Source organism: Rhodoglobus sp. G.S.4 (assembly GCF_056619605.1).
The window spans coordinates 1,234,196-1,250,398 of record NZ_CM152748.1; the positions used below are offsets into that span (position 1 = coordinate 1,234,196).

Here is a 16,203-nt window from a genome sequence, read left to right on the forward strand (position 1 = left end):
TAGACGGGAAGCGCTCAGAGAGCCATTCTCAGCAGGAGCGAATCGCCATGCTGATCGTCGTTCTCCTTCTCGCCTTTGTTTACGAAGCCCAGCTTGTCCAGCACTCGGAGTGACGCGGTGTTCCAATCTCGAACAGTGGATGTGAGGTGCCGGTACCCTATGCGCCGTGCTCGTTCGATGATCTCTCGTGACGCCTCGGTGGCAAATCCTTGATTCCAGAATGCTCGAAGGAATTCGAATGCCAGTTCTGGTTCTTCCGGACGGCTGACGCTATTGGGGATGAGCCCGCAATATCCGATCGCTGCTGACACACCCTTCTGCTGCACAACGAGAAGGCCGGGCGCTGGCTTTAGTTCGTAGCTGCGGGCCCAGTTCGCCAACTCTGCAACGGTAGGACGACCATCCCGCGTAATCCGACGATGCGCCGGGACGCGTGGATCGCGTTCCTCCCACAGCTGGCGATGGAACTCTGCGTCGGTGACCTGCCACGGCCGCAAGAGGAGTCGCTCGGTCTCGAAGACGATCGGTGGTGGAGATGCCTCGCTTCGGTCCATAGAGAAAGTATGGCTGTGAAGTCATTGGGCGCAAAGCAATATCGCGATAGCGGATCATGCTGGAGTCGCGGGCGCGTGCATCCTGGAAAAGTGGAAGATCCGGAAGAGTTAAGCGGAGTCATGGCGGGTGCAACCTCCGCAAGGGCTCAGACCAGAAGGTGCTCTTAAGCTCGCAGATGAGCTACGGGTCGGATGCGGTTTCAAGCTCCGACGCGACAAGCACCTCTACCGACCTCTACCGCCATTTCTATGGTCTATTCAATGTGCGTTTTCAGCTCGTGGTGCAGCTGCCTTCGTCGCCGGATGTCGTGGTGGGCTACGCCTTGAACCGCAGCGAGCGGATGGGGGAGTTCAGCGATCGCGACGTTGCCGTCATGAACGCACTGAGTGGCCATCTCGCGATGCGCCACAGGTCAGCGCCGAGCGCCCCCGCCTCGTGGATGCGGAGATGGATCGCTACTCGTGGGCGGTGCTGCTCTTGCGCCGGGAGCAGGATGTCTCAGCGGATACGGATGCGCTCCTGGACGCTGGCCTCACCCGTCGCCAAGCCGATGTGCTATTCGCCCTCGCGCACACGGGAGGTTCGAACAACGAGCTCGCGCGCGAACTAGGCATCTCAGAGTCGACTGTGAAAAAGCACCTCGAAGGGGTATTTCGCCTGCTGCAGGTTACTGGTCGCGCTGCGGCGGTGCTTCAGTTGCGCGAGTTGACATGGCGTGGTTCGGAGACTTCACGCGAGGCGGGGCGCTGACGTTGGGCGATTCCGGCGCGTCCTATGAGGTCGTGTCGAGTTGCTCCGTGGACGCGCTGTGGACGTTCGCAATGCGCACTTTTAAACCGGGAATGTACTCATCTGGATTCTCGCCGATCGTGTCGAGGCGTGTGCCTATAACGGAGACGAGCTTGCCGATAGCCTCCTCGAATAGTTCGCGGGTTCGGTCCACATCCTGAATCATGTGGATGTCGGTCTCCGGACCGTCCCAGCTTTCAGACCATTTTCCGAAAAATTGATGGGCTAGGCTATTTCGCTCGGCAACAGCGCGCGTAAGCAGTGCCTCCAGTTTCAGGTCGCTTACTAGTAATGGTGCGAGCGCTGGCGACTTAGCGCTTTATGCGCATGCTTCCAACTCACGTGAGCCCCGAATATCCGGTGACTCATCCACCGCAACCTATGCTCGGCCGTATGGCTAAATTTGTAGAGTTTCGGTTCGCGATGCCACGGGCGGTGCGGATTACAAGTCGTTCCTCGAGCATCACTAACTCCTTCGTCAACGGCATCATTCCAGTTGTCCCGCCGAACTCTTCTCAGATCGATGGGGCCCTGAAAGTTCTCGATATGGAGGACTCGGTCACGTGCGCCTATTGCGGAGACCCCGCGAGCGAATGGGACCACCTGAGACCGCTCGTTGTCGATAAGAAACCCACCGGCTATATTTCAGAGATTCAAAACCTCGTGCCTGCATGCGGCAAGTGCAACCAGAGCAAGGGCAACAAGCCTTGGCACTCGTGGATGTTTAGTCCGGCTCGTCTCTCACCTGCGACGCGTCGTGTGCCGGGGCTTGAGGAAAGGGCGAGTCGCCTAATGGACTATGAATCATCAGGCGATCCGACCTTCATCGACTTTGCATCGCTCGCGGGCGAGGACCTTTGGGAGGAGCATTGGGAAAACCACGCGAAGATACTCACGGCAATGAGACACGCTGAGCTTACTGCTGGACTAATCCGAATAAAGATTGCAGATTCGCGAACAGACGCTGGGTTGCCAGCCGTGTTTCCAATGCTTTGAAATGAAATTCGTAGGTCCGAGGATCGCCGCGGAGGTCTCTGCTTACTAAGCGTCGCGCGCATCAGGCTCAGGATCGGCGACGATCTCGGGCGAGAGCATCCGCCGCTTCGTCAGGGCAACTTCTGCAGCGATGATGCCGAGCACGACCGCGGCACCGATCGCAAAGAGCAACAGCACGAATCCGAAGTCAGATTCGGGCGCGAGTACTTCGCCGGTCTCGGTTTGCCACGGCCAGAGGGCACGGAGCGAGCCGAGCATGAGGCCTGTCATGATGACGAGAGTGACGCGGCGGCGGTTCTTCAGGAGCCACTGCAGCCCTGACACGAAGAGGCCAAGACCGACGATGGCACCGATCACAAACGCGCCGAGGTAGCCAAAGTTGCGGTCATTCACGGCAGCGAGAGTGGGCGCATACATGCCGAGGATCAGCAGCAGGTATGAGCCAGAAACTCCGGGAAGAACGAGGGCACACACTGCGAGGGCCGCAGCGAGCGACACGATGATGAGGGTGGGATCCGCATCCCCGGCGCGCGGCAAGCTGGTGAGCGCAACAGCGACACCGGCGGCCAGTAGGCCGATCAGGACCTCGGGGAACGTCCAGCGTCCGCCCACCATGCGGGCGGGCACGATGAGTGATGCGGTGATAAGTCCGGCAGAGACCGCACGGGTGCCGGTGGGATATTGCTCGAGCAGGGGAGCGAGCAGCGCAGCGCCGATAACGATGGCTGCGAGCATCCCGACGCCGATGGGCAACACGACATTCCAACGCACCGAACGGAAGTGGGCGGCAGCGCGAGAAAGCCCGCGACCACGGATGCCGTCTGCGACTGTGAGCGCGACACCACGGGCGAGATTTCCGGCGCCATCGATGAGGGTGTCGTAGACGCCGACGATGAGGCCGATGGTTCCGCCACTGACTCCGGGAACGATCTCAGCGAAGCCGATCAGCATGCCGCGGAACGCGTCGCCGACGGTGCGTATGACGGGGTGAACTCGGGTCATCGCCTACTCGTTTTCTTCTCAGCGGCTGGTGGTGCTGGCCGTAGTTGTGGTGGGAGCCCGCCCTGAGCTGAAACACAGGGTGTGGCATCCGGAGCGGTGCATTTTTTCACCATCGTGCAGAGTAGTCGATTTAGTTGAGGTGGCGGTGGCTATCGGCCCCGTCGCGGACACATTCCCACGCTCGTGCCCGTAGCCTACAGGGGTGACTACGGGCAACAATCGACTACGCGCATTCCAGCAACGGATCAGTCGATCCCTCATCACTATGGCCGGGGGAGCCCTGCGCTCCAACAATGCGCCCACTCAGCTCTTGTCGTTGCCGGGGAGCGAACATCAGCTGTCTCAGCGTCACGCGCGTTCAGTCATCGACCTGTGTTTGCGTGCTGGCGAAGCGATGCTGGCGACCGGGGCATCCGCGGCTGACGTCGTTGCAACTGTGCTGCGCATCAGCACCGCCTATGGCGTTACCGGGATGCACGTCGACATCACCTTCACGTCGCTCACCGTTTCGATTCACCGCGGGATGAACGAAGACCCCATGTCGATCATGCGCATCGTGAAGGTGCGCACCATTGACTACACGCGGCTGCAGAACGTGTACTGGCTGATCGACGAAATCACCGGACCGGACGGTCCAGGAGACGTGGATGAGACGCGCGAAAAACTGAGCGCGATCCTGACGACACCCCACCCGTACCGCCGCTGGATGGTGACCGCTGGTAAAGCGATACTCGCGGCAGGTGTCGTCGTGATGTTCGACGTGAGCTTCGTTCTCGTGCTCGTGGCGGCAGCATCCGCAGCAATATCGGATGTCATGACTCGTCGTCTGGAACGCTTCTCAGTTCCCGCATTCTTTGCTCAGATGGCTGCCGCAGCGGTAACCACCGTCATCGCGGTGTTCATGTTCTGGCTGCGTTCGGTGGGGATCGAGATCCCCGGATCGAACAGCCCGACAGTCATTGTCATCGCCGGCATCATCATGCTCCTTTCCGGCGTCGGACTCACCGCCGCAGCCAGCGACGCGATCGGCGGCTACTACGTCACCGCAACTGCCCGCGGAATGGAGGTCATCATGATGACCCTTGGCCTCGCGGTCGGTATCTCCATCGTGCTGAGTCTCTCTCTGCGCCTCGGCATTCCGGTGGCGGTGGGCGACTCTCTTGGGGACAACCGCAGCGTAGTCTCCGGGATGATCGGCTCGGCCATCATCGCTGTAGGCTTCGCCCTCGCCTCCTATGTGCGGATGCGGTTGCTGCCGATTATGGCCATCGGCGCGAGCCTCGTATTTGCCGTCTACTACTTCGTGCTGCCGCTGGCCTCGTCGCCAGGACTGGCTCCTGCGATTGCCGGGACCGCGGCCGGCGTCATCAGCTACCTTCTTTACCGCTGGCTGAAAGTGCCAGAAGGCGCCACCAACATGGTCGGCATCATCGCCCTGTTGCCCGGGCTTGCCCTGTATCGAGGCATCTATTCGCTCATGGATTCCGAATTCGGGGTGACCGAAGGGCTGCCGTCAATGGTCATGGCACTAGCCACTGGCCTAGGGCTCGCTGCGGGAACAACCATCGGCGGATTCGTTGCCCGACGCACCTTCGGGTTCGACCGCTCGGCCATGCTGGCGTTGAAGCGGTCGCGGACGCCGCGGTAGCGCTGCACGCTCTCGTGCAGCTCGAGAGCAAGCTGGCATCCATTCGTCAGCTCGAGATCGATGCGGAGAAGTCGGCTCGCTGGCCCTTCATGTATTCGTTGGATAGCCCGATGAGATACGAATTGTGTGTATCTGGAAGGAGCTTGGCTGGCCGTCCTAGGTAGTCTGGAGCGCTGCCTTCGCGACCTATTTGGGTGACGACATACGTTTGGGGCACTGCCCTCGCTGGCGGCTCAGGTCGCTGAAAACCCCACTCGTATCGCTCTTGTGACCTCCGTCACGTATGCGTCGGCGCGGCTATTTGGGCAAGGCGTGAATTGCGAGCACAACTTCACACCTAGAGAGATTTGTTCCTCGCGAGCCTAAACGCAGCCAGTTTGAAGGCGATCGCTTCGCTAGAGAAGCGCCTCACCGAGCATGTCATTAAGCTGAACCAATACCGTGCAAATCCGGATGCATCTGACAACCTCGGAATTCTTGCTGCGGCGAGTTCAAATGTTGTAAGAGAGAGCATCATTGCGGGCCGAATCGCACATCTCGAAAAAGAAATCTCGGCGTTCCAGAAGGGCATCACAGATATTTTGGGGGGAAGATGAACGAGCGGAACCAGAAAGTAGACGCTTCGGCGCTTGAGTCCGCTTTGCGGATGGCACTTGCCAGAGTAGTGGAGAGACGGGGGCCGGTGCTCGCTATTCCGCACGAGTATTTTTGGTCGATACCTGTTGACGCTATGTACGATGTCACCCAGTCACCGGCAGAGTTTACGATTGGACAGCTCTCCGACTCAATTAGATCACTTGAGGCGATCGTTTCCGGCGAACATGAGCCGATCGACTATGACCTTGTCTGGATAGCTGACGTCCTTCGCGCAATAGGACAGGGCAGCGAGTGAGGAGTGGTTTAAGCTCTCAATCGGCGAGGGTAGAACCGCCACGACCTGTTCGGCTTTACTCCTGAGTGGCGAAAAGAAGCCATAAGTCGGATAAAACGTTGTCCTATTTCGGTCACGCTTGCGGCTCCACGAAGTTGACAAGTGACACGGAACTTATACTTCGGGCCGTCTGGATCTCCGCCGGCTGCCGATTTGCCTAAACCAGTGGGTATCGTGTTGCGGCGGCTGCCCTCCAGGGGCGATGAGTGCTTATGCCACTAGCTCAGGCGGACGCATCGAGAGGCTACGACTATTGCTCTACAGACGGCGATTCTCTTTTCGGCCCCTTCGTGCTATTAGGGCTTTGGTCTCCAGGAAGCGCTTGAAATGCTTGATGCTTGCGGGAGGAGGCTCAATACTTTCTGTGCTTGACATTAGTGTCGACAGTCGTTGACACTAATGAGATGACGAACTCGATTGAGAGTACGGCCCTTGCTCCGGTCGAAGATTCAGCGGCCACCGGCGACCTCCGAGCCCTCTCCAATGCGGTACGGCTCGATATGCTTCGACTGCTGAGGGATCGCGAGTGGACCATGGTCGAGCTCGCGACCGAGTTGGGGCTTCGCAAGGGCAGTATCAGTTACCACTTGCGCGTACTGGAGCGAGCCCACATCGTGTGCCAGGTTGGTGAGCGCAGTGTTCGCGGCGGGCGACAGCAGCTCTGGGGGCTCGCGGCTCCATCGATCGCAGGCGACCCTGAGAGCACCGAGGCGGGTGCGCGGCCCGCAGTGCTCCGCGCGCTGGCTTCGCAGATGGAAGCGAGTGAATCCCAGCGACTGTTTGTGTCGCAGGTGCGATTGGATGCTGCAGGCAAGGAAGCTGCGGTCGTGCTGCTGGAGAGCGCGTTGGCATTCATTCGTCAGCTCGATACCGACGGCGGAGACATGGTCTCGCTCGGAGCATTCACGTATTCGGTAGGCAGCCCAACGAGAAGCGAATAGTGTCCGGCGGGCAGAAGCTCGGGCGACCATTCTGGGTTTTCTGGGGTGCCGTCACTGCGACGAATATGGGCGACGGCATCCGTCTGGTCGCACTGCCCTTACTGGCGACTCAGGCAACGGAAAACCCCGCGCTGATCGCGCTGGTGACCGTGTTCACATACGTGCCGGCGCTGCTCTTCGGGCAATTTTCCGGAGTCTTCGTTGACCGGGTCAGGAAGCGACGACTTATCGCGCTGTCACAGTTAGTGCGTGCGGTCGTGTTGGCGTTCGTGGCGGTCGCGATCGCGCTCGGGGTGCTCGACATCGCGATGCTGTGTGTGGTTGCGTTCCTTTATGGCGCGGGGGAGGCGGTATCGGATCCGGCATCGCACGCGATCCTTCCGCGTCTGGTAGCTGCGAACAATTTGGGGCGGGCGAACTCTGACCTGCAGTCGGGGCAAATCGTTGGTGAGATGTTTGTGGGGCGTGCGCTCGGCGGGATTCTGTTTGCGGTGGCTCAGCCGTTGCCGATTCTTGCTAATGTGCTGCTGCTCGTCGCCGCGGCACTTGCGATGGTCTCGCTGGGCGAAGTGGAGGGTGCGCCCGAAACTCCTGCGCCGGACCGTGCGGGAGGGCAAATCCAGAACTTCCTCGGAGATTTGGTCGAGGGAATCCGGGTGGTGACTCACTCGCGATTACTCGGCATAATGTCGTTGCTGTTGGCGGTGTGGGCTGGAGTTTCCGGAGGGTTTTGGGGAGTTGCCGCGATCTACGCGCTGCGCGATCTGCAATCAGGAGAGATCGGTTTCGGCATCATGCTGGCCCTGGCAGCGGTCGGATCTTTTGTCGGTGCGTGGATCGCGATTCGGGTCATCCAGAGACTGGGTGCGCCAGCGGCTGCGGTAGTTTCCGTTCTCCTGAGCGGAGTGTCGATCATCGCCCTCACGTGGACACGAGACCTCTGGCTCGCCTCCCTGCTGCTCGCGTTCAACGGTGCAGCCGTCACGCTGTGGAACGTGATGACTATCACCATTCGGCAGACCGCTGTCGAACCGCGCTTGCTTGGTCGTGTCAGCAGCACCTACCTCGTATTGGCGCGAACTGCGCTTCCTGTGGGCGCTGGGCTCGCGGGGCTGTTGGCGTCGGCTACCGATGCTCGGACTGTGTTCATGGTGTTCGGCGGTGTCTTGTTGGTCGCTTCTGCTGTGCTAATACCGATGCTGTGGACGGCGTTTGGCGAATCATGGCCACGTGGGCAGGCTTCGGCGCGGAAGGTTACGGCTAGTTGAGCGCACCCTCAACGCAGGGATGAAGGTGCTTCGACTCGAGAGCAACTACCGCCTGCGAGGCGGCCGCGGCGAGTGCCCCATCGGTGCCGGCACCCGACAGTGTCGCGTGCAGAAAGCCAGCAAAAAATGCATCACCGGCACCGTTAGTGTCGCGGATCTCGGCAGGCACCGCATCCACCTTATGGATTCCATCAGCGTCGAGCGCCATAGCTCCTTCGGCACCTAGCGTGCACACCACCACAATGGCGCCCGCGTCTACCCGAGCGCGCATGAATGGCAGCGGGTCCGGCATCCCATCGGCGTTCATGAATAGGTACGACGCCGCCTGAACGAACGGCTCATGAAAATCAGACTGGCCGTCGTGATCGTGGAGATCGGTCCAGATCGGGATGCTCGATGCCGCCGCCTCCGAAAGAAGTGCTCGAGAGGGCTCCGATAGGTCCATGACAAGTGCCTCCGCGCCTTCGGCCAGGGTGCGAAACTGCACAACATCTGGCTCGGCAAACGCGGGAGCCGACAGGTAGAGCGACACCCGCTCGCCGGACCTCGTCATCAGATTCAGATGGCGTTCACTAGCGCCGGGAACGGCGACGCAGTGCAGCTCAATGCCGGACGATTCAAGAACCGAGCGCAGGCGGGTAGAAGCCGCATCGTTGCCCATCACTGTGTGGCAGGTGACCTCTCGGCCAAGCCCGGCAAGGTGCAGGGCCTTACCGGCGGAGGTGCCGCCAACCGTCTCAAAATCTTCCAGAGCGAACTGCATGTGAGGGCGGGGTTCGGGCAGATGATCGAGATAAACGATGCTGTTCCACGACACTGGGCCAGAAATGAGAATGTGGTTCGGCATGCTCAAACATTACCGGCGCAAGCGGAGTCAGGTCGTGTGGCAGGCGATGGCACACCAGAAACAACCGTTAACCTTCGAGTACTGATTCTTTGCGGCATTCACAGCTTCGCTGCACGAGGCGAATTCGCCGAGATCGGTGCGATTCTCGACGCTGGGCAGACAGCCCCGTGTCGACGCCAAGTCATGAACCTCGTGGTCGCCGGTGTTCGGCTGGGCATTCTTGTTGACGGTGAAGTAAGGCATGAGCTCCTCTTTTCCGTTGCACGTCATCGTGTGGGCTAAAGAATAGCGACCTACCCTGTCAACATCACCACCCGTTCGTCAGTACGCGGTCAAGGGCATCGACGAAGGCGTCGGCACTTGCGCGCGTGAGACACATCGGCGGTTTGATCTTCAGCACGCACTGGTGGTCCGACGTGGGCTGAACGATGACGCCCACTTCACGCAGGCGCTCACAAATAGCTTCGGTTTCCTCGGTGGCTGGTTCTAGCGTTGCCCTGTCTCGCACAAATTCAAGACCGAGATAGAAGCCGCTGCCGTGCACGGTTCCGACCAGCGGGTGGCGCTCGCCTAGCGAGGCGAGGCGTTTCTTGAGGTAACCGCCGGTCGCGACGGCGTTCTCCTGCAACTTCTCATCTCGGATCACATCGAGCACCGTGAGGCCGACAACGCTCGACACCGGGCTGCCGCCTGCTGACGAGAAAAAGTAGCCCTGCGAGCGGTAGTGGGCGGCAATCTCTGGCGTCGTGATGACTGCGCCGAGCGGATGCCCGTTGCCCATAGCCTTGGCGACCGCAACGATATCCGGCACAACATCCTGCTGCTCGAAACCCCAGAACCACTTGCCGAGGCGGCCATAGCCGACCTGCACTTCGTCGGCGATGGCAAGGCCGCCATGTTTGCGCACTGCGCCGTAGACAGCGTCGAGGTAGCCGTCAGGCAGGGCGATTCCACCCGCATTGCCATAGAAAGTTTCTGCGATGAAGGCGCCAACAGGGGTTCCGGCGGCGGCCAGACGTTCGATCTCGGCAACAGCCTCGTCCGCATAGCGGCTGGACTCCGTGCCGCGATACTTGCCGCGGTAACTGTTCGGCGCATCGACAGTGTGCACCCAGTCTGGCCGCGTGCTGAGGGCGCCAGGGTTGTCCGCGATCGATGTGGATACGGCATCCGAAAGGTAAGTCCAGCCGTGGTAGGCCTCACGAACGGCGAGTACATCGCTGCGTGCTTTCCACGCCCGGGCAATGCGCAGCGCGAGGTCAACCGCCTCCGAGCCACTATTCACAAGGAAGACGGAATTGAGGGGATCGGGGAGCAGCGCGCTCAAACGCTCGGAAAACTCCACGACTTCCGGATAGTTGAAACGGGAGTTGGTGTTGAGCAGGCTCCACTGCCGAGTGACGGCGACGACGAGGCGTGGGTGTGCATGTCCGATCGAAGTGACGTTGTTAAGAACATCAACGTAGACGCGGGAATCAGCGTCAACGAGATACTCCTTCCAGCCGCGCACCATCATCGGAGGTTCGTCATAATAGAACTCTTGCGCATCAGCGAAAGTGTCGCGCCGGCGAGCGATCAGGGCGGCCGAATCTCGGTCGGCGCTGGGAAGCGTCTCGCCAAACACGAGCGGTGTTGGATCGCACGCGAGAGAGCGCCAGGCGGTAGCCAGGTCCGGGCTGACAAGCCAGGGCACCGCGACATCGCCGAGGGATGCCCGCACGCGGAGTCGATTCTGGACGTGGCCGATTGGCGCGCCAGCATCCACCTCGGTGCCAGTGGGAACAAGCGCTTTGACACCCTCAAGAGTGAGGAGGATGCCGTCGCCTCGGAACTCGACGCCGTCGGCGCTGTGCGTGACAGTGCCCGGCCACGGCGCGGCCAGCTCCTGCGGCTCGGACAGTGTGAGCTCGATGCCGAGCGGAGTGTTCACGGGCTCTGGATCGACCGGGATACGCGCTCGTGTGAGCCGGGGCTCGGCAAAGCGTGTAAGCGCGCCGGAAGCACCAGCGGTGATGGCCTCGGCGGCGATCTCCGCTTCGGCGTCGTCGTTGAGCCAGCGCCCATTGTTGAGTGCCGCGCTCGTTGCCGAGAAATCCAGCACTTCGATTGCGCTCGGATTGAGCGCGGGAATTAGCATTCTGTTCGCTGGCAGGCTCGCTTGGCGGCCATCATGTCCGAGCGCACTGCGAACTAGTTCGTTCGCGACGGTTAGCGGAACCGAGGTAGCCTGCTCGAAGATGCGCACCTCGTGCAACAAATTCTCGCTCGCATACTCATTGTCGGGATCGGTCGCCTGCACATGATGCCCGCTGGCGACGAGGATGGTGCCGCGGATCACCACAAGCGGCCAGAGCACTTCTGTTTCGGCAAACGAGAGCGGGCGGATCGAGTGGTACGCGGAGACCGCGCGCAGCACAGATGGCAGCGTTGCCCCGTCGTGGTGCAAAAGCGAGGAGACCGTGATCGCAATCTCGCCGACAGCCCAACTCCGGTTGACATCGCCGAAGTCGATGATCCCGTCGGGAATGCCCGTGAGCGTGTCGTTTGAGACGACATTGTCGTCGGTGAGGTCACCGTGGATTGTCTGAACCGGAAGCTCAGCGGCCAAAGTGGACACCGTCGCCCAAGCGGCATCGCTCGTCTCGCGAAGGCGCGCACGGAGCGCATCGTCGTCAACATAGGGGAGGAGGGCGTCGAGCACCGTCGAAGCGCGACGAAGATCCCACTGGTTCGAGCGCTCGACGCCGGGGGCATCGAAGTCCGCGAACGCGACGGCAACACGAGCCGCGAGTGTTCCGATCGCGCGCACAGCGTGCGGGGAAAGGTAGCGCCCGCCAGAGAGGGGAGTGCCGCTAATGAAGTCGAGAACGCGGGCGTGTAATATCCGGCCGTCGACCGAGAGCTCCTGAACGCGTGCACCATCACGCCCGGTGCGAGTGAGGGGCACCCGGATGCTCGGCTCGCGTGCGGCAAGATGGGCGGCGGCGAGAGATTGTGCCTCGAGCTCAGCCCGGGAACTTGCGGGGTTAGAAATCTTGAGGAGAGTGCGTTCTTCCGCGCCCTCCAGAAGGAAATTGCGGTCCTGATGGCTGCCGAGCGAACGGGCAGTGGCAGCGATGCCAAAGACGGTGTCGGCGAAAGCCGCGGCATCCTGCTCAGAAATCTCCGGAGGTGGGTCTTGCACAAGGGAGAACTCGCTCGAGGTCGACGTATCTTTCACAGTAATTCCGCTCGTGAGTCTCCACACGCAAGTGTCGCGGATATCCGTGCGGCAGCCGCGCATCCAATCTAGGCCACAGCCCTGTTTGGCAGCGCTAACCTTCTCGGAATATCTGAAGTCGCATTCGACTTGTCCTGAGTAACTTCTCGTCACACAACGATGACGCAACAGAAGCCCCCATACTCTTGAAAGGTGGACGCCGTGGAAACCCTGACTGTGCTTCTTGGCCTCGTGGCACTCGCCACCGCGCTGGGCCTAGTCTGGCGTGCCAGAACCGGCCGTATCCAACGAACAACAACCCCCGTTGCAGCAGCAGCCGCCGGCGAGAATCGCATCACGATTCCCGGCACCGCCCCGTTCGGAAACCGTGTCACCCTTCTGCAGTTCTCTACCGAAGTCTGCACACCGTGCAAGGTCACCCGAACTCTTCTCAGCGGCCTCGCTGACGAATTCGATGACGGAACCGGTTCAGTCGTTCATGTCGAAGTGGATGTCACATCACGCCCCGAGATCGCCAACCAGTTCAACCTGTTGCAGTCACCAACCACGTTCATCCTCGATGGCAACGGTGTGCTGCAGGCTCGCATCGGTGGCGCCCCCAAGATCAACGACCTCCGTGCCGAACTCGACCGGATGCTCAGCCCCGTGTTGGTCTAACAGCCCGTCAGCGCACCCGCCACTCCGAGACAACGCTCCCGCCCGGGACAGCACAGATTGCGAAAACAATGACCACGAATGACACCAGCACGCCGGGCACGACTCCGCTTGCAGGCTCCAAGGCGGCGCTTGCCGCCAAGCCTGGGCAACCCGGAATTGACCCGCGCGGCCCTCGCTTCGGCGCAGGTATCACCGCCGTGCTGCTGCTCACAGTGATCGGCCTCGGACTGGATGCCGCAGCAGCGCTCCCGGCCACGATCGCCGAGCGCGCCAGCCAGCCTGCCTTCATTCTCTTCAGCCTCATCGCTGCACTCTTTGCGTGGGGAGCCTTCGCCGGCATCCAACGTCACCCCTACGGACTCTTCTTCAAAGCAGTGATTCGTCCGCGCCTGAGTGCACCAAGCCACCTCGAAGACCCGCGCCCACCCACGTTCTCGCAGGGTATCGGCTTCGTCATCACCGCCATCGGCATTGTGCTGCACCTCGCAGCCGTGCCCTACGCTCTCGTGATCTTCGCGGGTCTGGCATTCATCGCCGCGTTCCTCAATTCAGTCTTCGACTACTGCCTCGGATGCCAGCTCTACGTACTGCTCGTGCGCGCTGGACTTGTTGGTCGGACTCGCTCCGCCGCCTAACTTGTTGGTTCGATCGTGTCGCACTGCGTCAGCGGGAAGCGCGCCCACTAACTGAGGAGCGACTCCCACGACGCCACCGTGACAACGCCGTTGATGCGCCGACGGAAGTCGGCATCCACAGTGACAAAGGCATCAGCCTGAAGTTGCGCGACGGCGATGTACTCGGCGTCGTTCGTGTCAGCCCAATCGAGGCTCTCGGCAATCTTCCACGCCGTCGCGCGTGAGACACGATCGCCTAGGAGACGGATGCGCATTGTTGTTATGTAGCGCAATGTTTCGAGAGCTTCAGCCCGGTTCGCCGTTCCTGCGCGCACCTCCCTGTAAAGAATCGAGAGCGCGTGGGAGCGCAAGACATTCGGCCCGACAAGTTGATGCTCCTCGCTGATTGTGACCTGCTCGCGAGCGAGGCGAATCGCAGTGGGGGCGTCGATCGCAAACCGAGTCATGTCAACATTCTGCGGTCGGCAACTGGCAAAGTACAGCGACATCGGGTGTTGGCGGCATCGTCTGTGCACGATGCCCTTCCCAGTGAGAATGCCGTGACCTCGACGGCAACTCTTCCTACTCCGTTGGCGCTCGATTACTGTGGCATCACAGTGGGCGGCTAACGATCACGATGGTTGCCCGATTCCTCAACGCGAGCGAAAAGGACGAAACCATGTCTGATATCAACAGCCCCTCAGCCGCCGAAAACGGCTCAGGCCCAGACGCCCACAACATCCAAGACTGGACCGATCTTGGAAAGGAAATGTGGTCGTATCTCACCGGTCGAAGCGCCGTCATCGACTACAGCTTCATTGATATGACTGTCGAAGTTCCCCGCGATGTTGGTCAGGATGCGCCTCGCGCGACGTGGAAACTCAACGGCACCCTCAGGGTGACCACCAGTGAAGGATCCGGCTCTGAACCGCTCGCCCCGTAACGATGAGTACCTCAACGACGAGTGCCGCCACGAGGCTCGACATCGATCTGGCGTTCTCACTCATCGAACCAATTCTCGATGACACGGATGCCGCGACTTCGGGCAATGGCGAGACCGGAGCATCACGGCTTGAGACAGAGACGATGACGGGAACGGTCAGAGCGCACGGCACCGACATCGACGTGTTCTCGAGTAACCCGGAGCTGTTTCTGCAAGCACGATCCGTGAAGCTCAAAGAGGCGCGCATTGTGGCAAAGGCGTTCGCTGAAAGAGGGCTCACCGTCTCACTGTCTGGGCCGCTCGGCTTGATCGCCCGCATTGGCGCGATCAAGCCCTCGGTGGCTCAGCGAGTGTTGACAGGGTCGCCGCACATCGCATTGGGCAGCCGAGCGGCGCTCGCACCAATGCTGCGTCGGCGGGATGCCGCCTCCGCGGGCGACTCGCGGATGCAGTTTCCGCCCGGAACACTGTTTCCGCTCGTTCCCACCTTCGACCGCACCATTCGCCGCAGGGTTACGACGACGCACTATGCGCCCGGAGCCGGACGGCCGAGGTTGTTCTTTGTCGTCGGCTCCGAAAATTGGAACGGCCAGATGCCGCGGGAGTTCGAATTGCGGTCGGATGTCACCACCATCGGGTCATCAACGTCGGCAGACCTGCAGCTGCCCGGTCTCGATCCCATCCACGCCGAAATTCGCCACGACAACGAGGACGAGTACGTGCTTCGCTCGTTCGGAGCCGTCGGCGGCGGCTCTCGACCACTCACCGGTCAAGAAGCAGGCTCCCGCACTCTGCGCACCGGCGCGCTCATGGAAATGGGCGAGTGGCGCATTGGATTCTTCCGCGAAGAGTATGCCGACCACGGTCGCCCCTTTGGCGGTCGAATCGGCGGCGAGATGGGTCATCAGAAACCGCAACCTGGGCGCCATCGCGCAGAGTCGGAACCCGTGGTGCTGCCGGAGGGACCAGAAGTTCCGGAGACGCGCTAGCAACACTTCGAACGCTTCGCTCCATATATGCCGCTGAGCGACCTTATCTATACCGGGCCGTTTCGGCCCTTCACACACGTAGGCTCAAGTCATGGCAATCTCCCGCTTTGAAGAGCTCGACTTTCAAGAGACCCCGATGGGCGAGCTCACCCTGCGGCGTCGACGCGAACCAACACTCGACGTTGACGTCTATGAGGTGAAACTTGGCGAGGAGTACCTCATGTCAAGCTTGTTCACTGTTGCCGAGATTGCGCTCTCTGACCTCGGGTTGGCTGCAGCTAGCGGCGACAAGCTGCGTGTAGTTAACGGCGGCTTGGGTCTCGGCTACACAGCAGTTGCCGCCCTCGCCGATCCCCGCGTAGCCTCACTTGAGGTCATCGACGCCTTGCCCGCTGTAATTGATTGGCACAATCGGGGCCTCCTCCCGGTCTCCGCAGAACTTACCGGCGATAGCCGCACCACCCTCACCCACGCGGACTTCTTCGCAGTAATGCGTGCAGAACCGACCGAGCCGTATGACGTGATCCTTCTGGATGTCGACCACTCGCCCCGCCACCAACTAGACCCCAGTCACGCCGACCTCTATACCGTTGAGGGTTTGCGGCGCGTGCGCGCTCATCTCACCATCGGCGGAGTTTTCGCACTCTGGTCGGATGACCCGTCCGACGCCGAATTCATGGATCGCCTTGGCCAAGTCTTTGCGAACCCGCTCGCCCACGCCGTCGACTTCGACAATGCGCTCACCGGTGGGGTGTCATCCAATACGGTGTACGTCGCGACTCGGGGAGCGTAGCTCCGCCTCG

At 60.9% G+C, this 16,203-nt stretch carries 18 protein-coding genes; 11 read left to right on the forward strand and 7 right to left on the reverse strand.

Annotation, left to right across the window (positions count from 1 at the left end; translation table 11 throughout):
- Window positions 1-14 precede the first annotated feature (14 nt).
- Window positions 15-554, reverse strand: coding sequence for a GNAT family N-acetyltransferase (locus AC061P_RS05955; RefSeq protein WP_449646491.1), 540 nt, complete (start codon window positions 552-554; stop codon window positions 15-17).
- Between the two features lie 448 nt (window positions 555-1,002).
- Between AC061P_RS05955 and AC061P_RS05960 the strand changes: the two genes are divergently transcribed.
- Window positions 1,003-1,305 (forward strand): response regulator transcription factor, encoded by a 303-nt coding sequence (locus AC061P_RS05960; RefSeq protein WP_449646492.1) that lies wholly within the window; start codon window positions 1,003-1,005, stop codon window positions 1,303-1,305.
- A gap of 22 nt (window positions 1,306-1,327) precedes the next feature.
- On the opposite strand, the gene AC061P_RS05965 is transcribed toward AC061P_RS05960, so the two are convergent.
- On the reverse strand, window positions 1,328-1,510 hold the full coding sequence (locus tag AC061P_RS05965) for a hypothetical protein (protein WP_449646493.1): 183 nt from the start codon (window positions 1,508-1,510) through the stop codon (window positions 1,328-1,330).
- Between the two features lie 227 nt (window positions 1,511-1,737).
- Here AC061P_RS05965 and AC061P_RS05970 point away from each other — a divergent pair, with 227 nt between their 5' ends.
- Window positions 1,738-2,340 (forward strand): HNH endonuclease signature motif containing protein, encoded by a 603-nt coding sequence (locus AC061P_RS05970; RefSeq protein WP_449646494.1) that lies wholly within the window; start codon window positions 1,738-1,740, stop codon window positions 2,338-2,340.
- A gap of 45 nt (window positions 2,341-2,385) precedes the next feature.
- On the opposite strand, the gene AC061P_RS05975 is transcribed toward AC061P_RS05970, so the two are convergent.
- On the reverse strand, window positions 2,386-3,342 hold the full coding sequence (locus AC061P_RS05975; protein ID WP_480392061.1) for a DUF368 domain-containing protein: 957 nt from the start codon (window positions 3,340-3,342) through the stop codon (window positions 2,386-2,388).
- Between the two features lie 202 nt (window positions 3,343-3,544).
- Here AC061P_RS05975 and AC061P_RS05980 point away from each other — a divergent pair, with 202 nt between their 5' ends.
- The 4 genes from AC061P_RS05980 to AC061P_RS05995 all read left to right on the forward strand — a co-directional run bounded on the left by AC061P_RS05980 (window position 3,545) and on the right by AC061P_RS05995 (window position 8,130).
- Entirely contained in the window at window positions 3,545-4,990 is a 1,446-nt protein-coding gene (locus AC061P_RS05980; RefSeq protein WP_480392062.1) for a threonine/serine exporter family protein, read from the forward strand.
- Window positions 4,991-5,582: 592 nt separating this feature from the next.
- Window positions 5,583-5,882: a hypothetical protein gene (locus AC061P_RS05985; RefSeq protein WP_480392063.1), complete on the forward strand. Its 300-nt coding sequence runs from the start codon at window positions 5,583-5,585 to the stop codon at window positions 5,880-5,882.
- A 443-nt stretch (window positions 5,883-6,325) separates the two neighbouring features.
- Window positions 6,326-6,862, forward strand: coding sequence for an ArsR/SmtB family transcription factor (locus AC061P_RS05990; RefSeq protein WP_449646498.1), 537 nt, complete (start codon window positions 6,326-6,328; stop codon window positions 6,860-6,862).
- A complete protein-coding gene (locus AC061P_RS05995) occupies window positions 6,862-8,130 on the forward strand; it encodes an MFS transporter (protein WP_449646499.1) in 1,269 nt (422 codons plus the stop codon). The genes AC061P_RS05990 and AC061P_RS05995 overlap by 1 nt, the downstream gene beginning before the upstream one ends.
- Here the strand turns inward: AC061P_RS05995 and AC061P_RS06000 are convergent.
- The 3 genes from AC061P_RS06000 to AC061P_RS06010 all read right to left on the reverse strand — a co-directional run bounded on the left by AC061P_RS06000 (window position 8,123) and on the right by AC061P_RS06010 (window position 12,197).
- On the reverse strand, window positions 8,123-8,977 hold the full coding sequence (locus AC061P_RS06000; protein ID WP_449646500.1) for a carbohydrate kinase family protein: 855 nt from the start codon (window positions 8,975-8,977) through the stop codon (window positions 8,123-8,125). The genes AC061P_RS05995 and AC061P_RS06000 overlap by 8 nt on opposite strands.
- 27 nt (window positions 8,978-9,004) lie before the next feature.
- Window positions 9,005-9,220, reverse strand: coding sequence for a hypothetical protein (locus tag AC061P_RS06005; protein WP_449646501.1), 216 nt, complete (start codon window positions 9,218-9,220; stop codon window positions 9,005-9,007).
- Between the two features lie 64 nt (window positions 9,221-9,284).
- Window positions 9,285-12,197: an aminotransferase gene (locus AC061P_RS06010; protein WP_480392064.1), complete on the reverse strand. Its 2,913-nt coding sequence runs from the start codon at window positions 12,195-12,197 to the stop codon at window positions 9,285-9,287.
- 201 nt (window positions 12,198-12,398) lie between these two features.
- Between AC061P_RS06010 and AC061P_RS06015 the strand changes: the two genes are divergently transcribed.
- Window positions 12,399-12,854 carry a TlpA family protein disulfide reductase gene (locus tag AC061P_RS06015; protein ID WP_480392065.1) on the forward strand — a complete coding sequence of 152 codons (456 nt, stop codon included), beginning with the start codon at window positions 12,399-12,401 and terminating at the stop codon, window positions 12,852-12,854.
- 68 nt (window positions 12,855-12,922) lie between these two features.
- Window positions 12,923-13,489: a DUF4395 domain-containing protein gene (locus AC061P_RS06020; protein WP_480392066.1), complete on the forward strand. Its 567-nt coding sequence runs from the start codon at window positions 12,923-12,925 to the stop codon at window positions 13,487-13,489.
- Between the two features lie 47 nt (window positions 13,490-13,536).
- Here the strand turns inward: AC061P_RS06020 and AC061P_RS06025 are convergent, their stop codons facing one another.
- On the reverse strand, window positions 13,537-13,935 hold the full coding sequence (locus tag AC061P_RS06025; RefSeq protein WP_449646505.1) for a hypothetical protein: 399 nt from the start codon (window positions 13,933-13,935) through the stop codon (window positions 13,537-13,539).
- Between the two features lie 212 nt (window positions 13,936-14,147).
- Here AC061P_RS06025 and AC061P_RS06030 point away from each other — a divergent pair, with 212 nt between their 5' ends.
- The 3 genes from AC061P_RS06030 to AC061P_RS06040 all read left to right on the forward strand — a co-directional run bounded on the left by AC061P_RS06030 (window position 14,148) and on the right by AC061P_RS06040 (window position 16,193).
- Window positions 14,148-14,411 (forward strand): hypothetical protein, encoded by a 264-nt coding sequence (locus tag AC061P_RS06030; RefSeq protein WP_449646506.1) that lies wholly within the window; start codon window positions 14,148-14,150, stop codon window positions 14,409-14,411.
- A 2-nt stretch (window positions 14,412-14,413) separates the two neighbouring features.
- Entirely contained in the window at window positions 14,414-15,400 is a 987-nt protein-coding gene (locus AC061P_RS06035; protein WP_480392067.1) for an FHA domain-containing protein, read from the forward strand.
- 91 nt (window positions 15,401-15,491) lie between these two features.
- Window positions 15,492-16,193 (forward strand): polyamine aminopropyltransferase, encoded by a 702-nt coding sequence (locus AC061P_RS06040; RefSeq protein ID WP_480392068.1) that lies wholly within the window; start codon window positions 15,492-15,494, stop codon window positions 16,191-16,193.
- The last annotated feature ends 10 nt before the right edge of the window (window positions 16,194-16,203 follow it).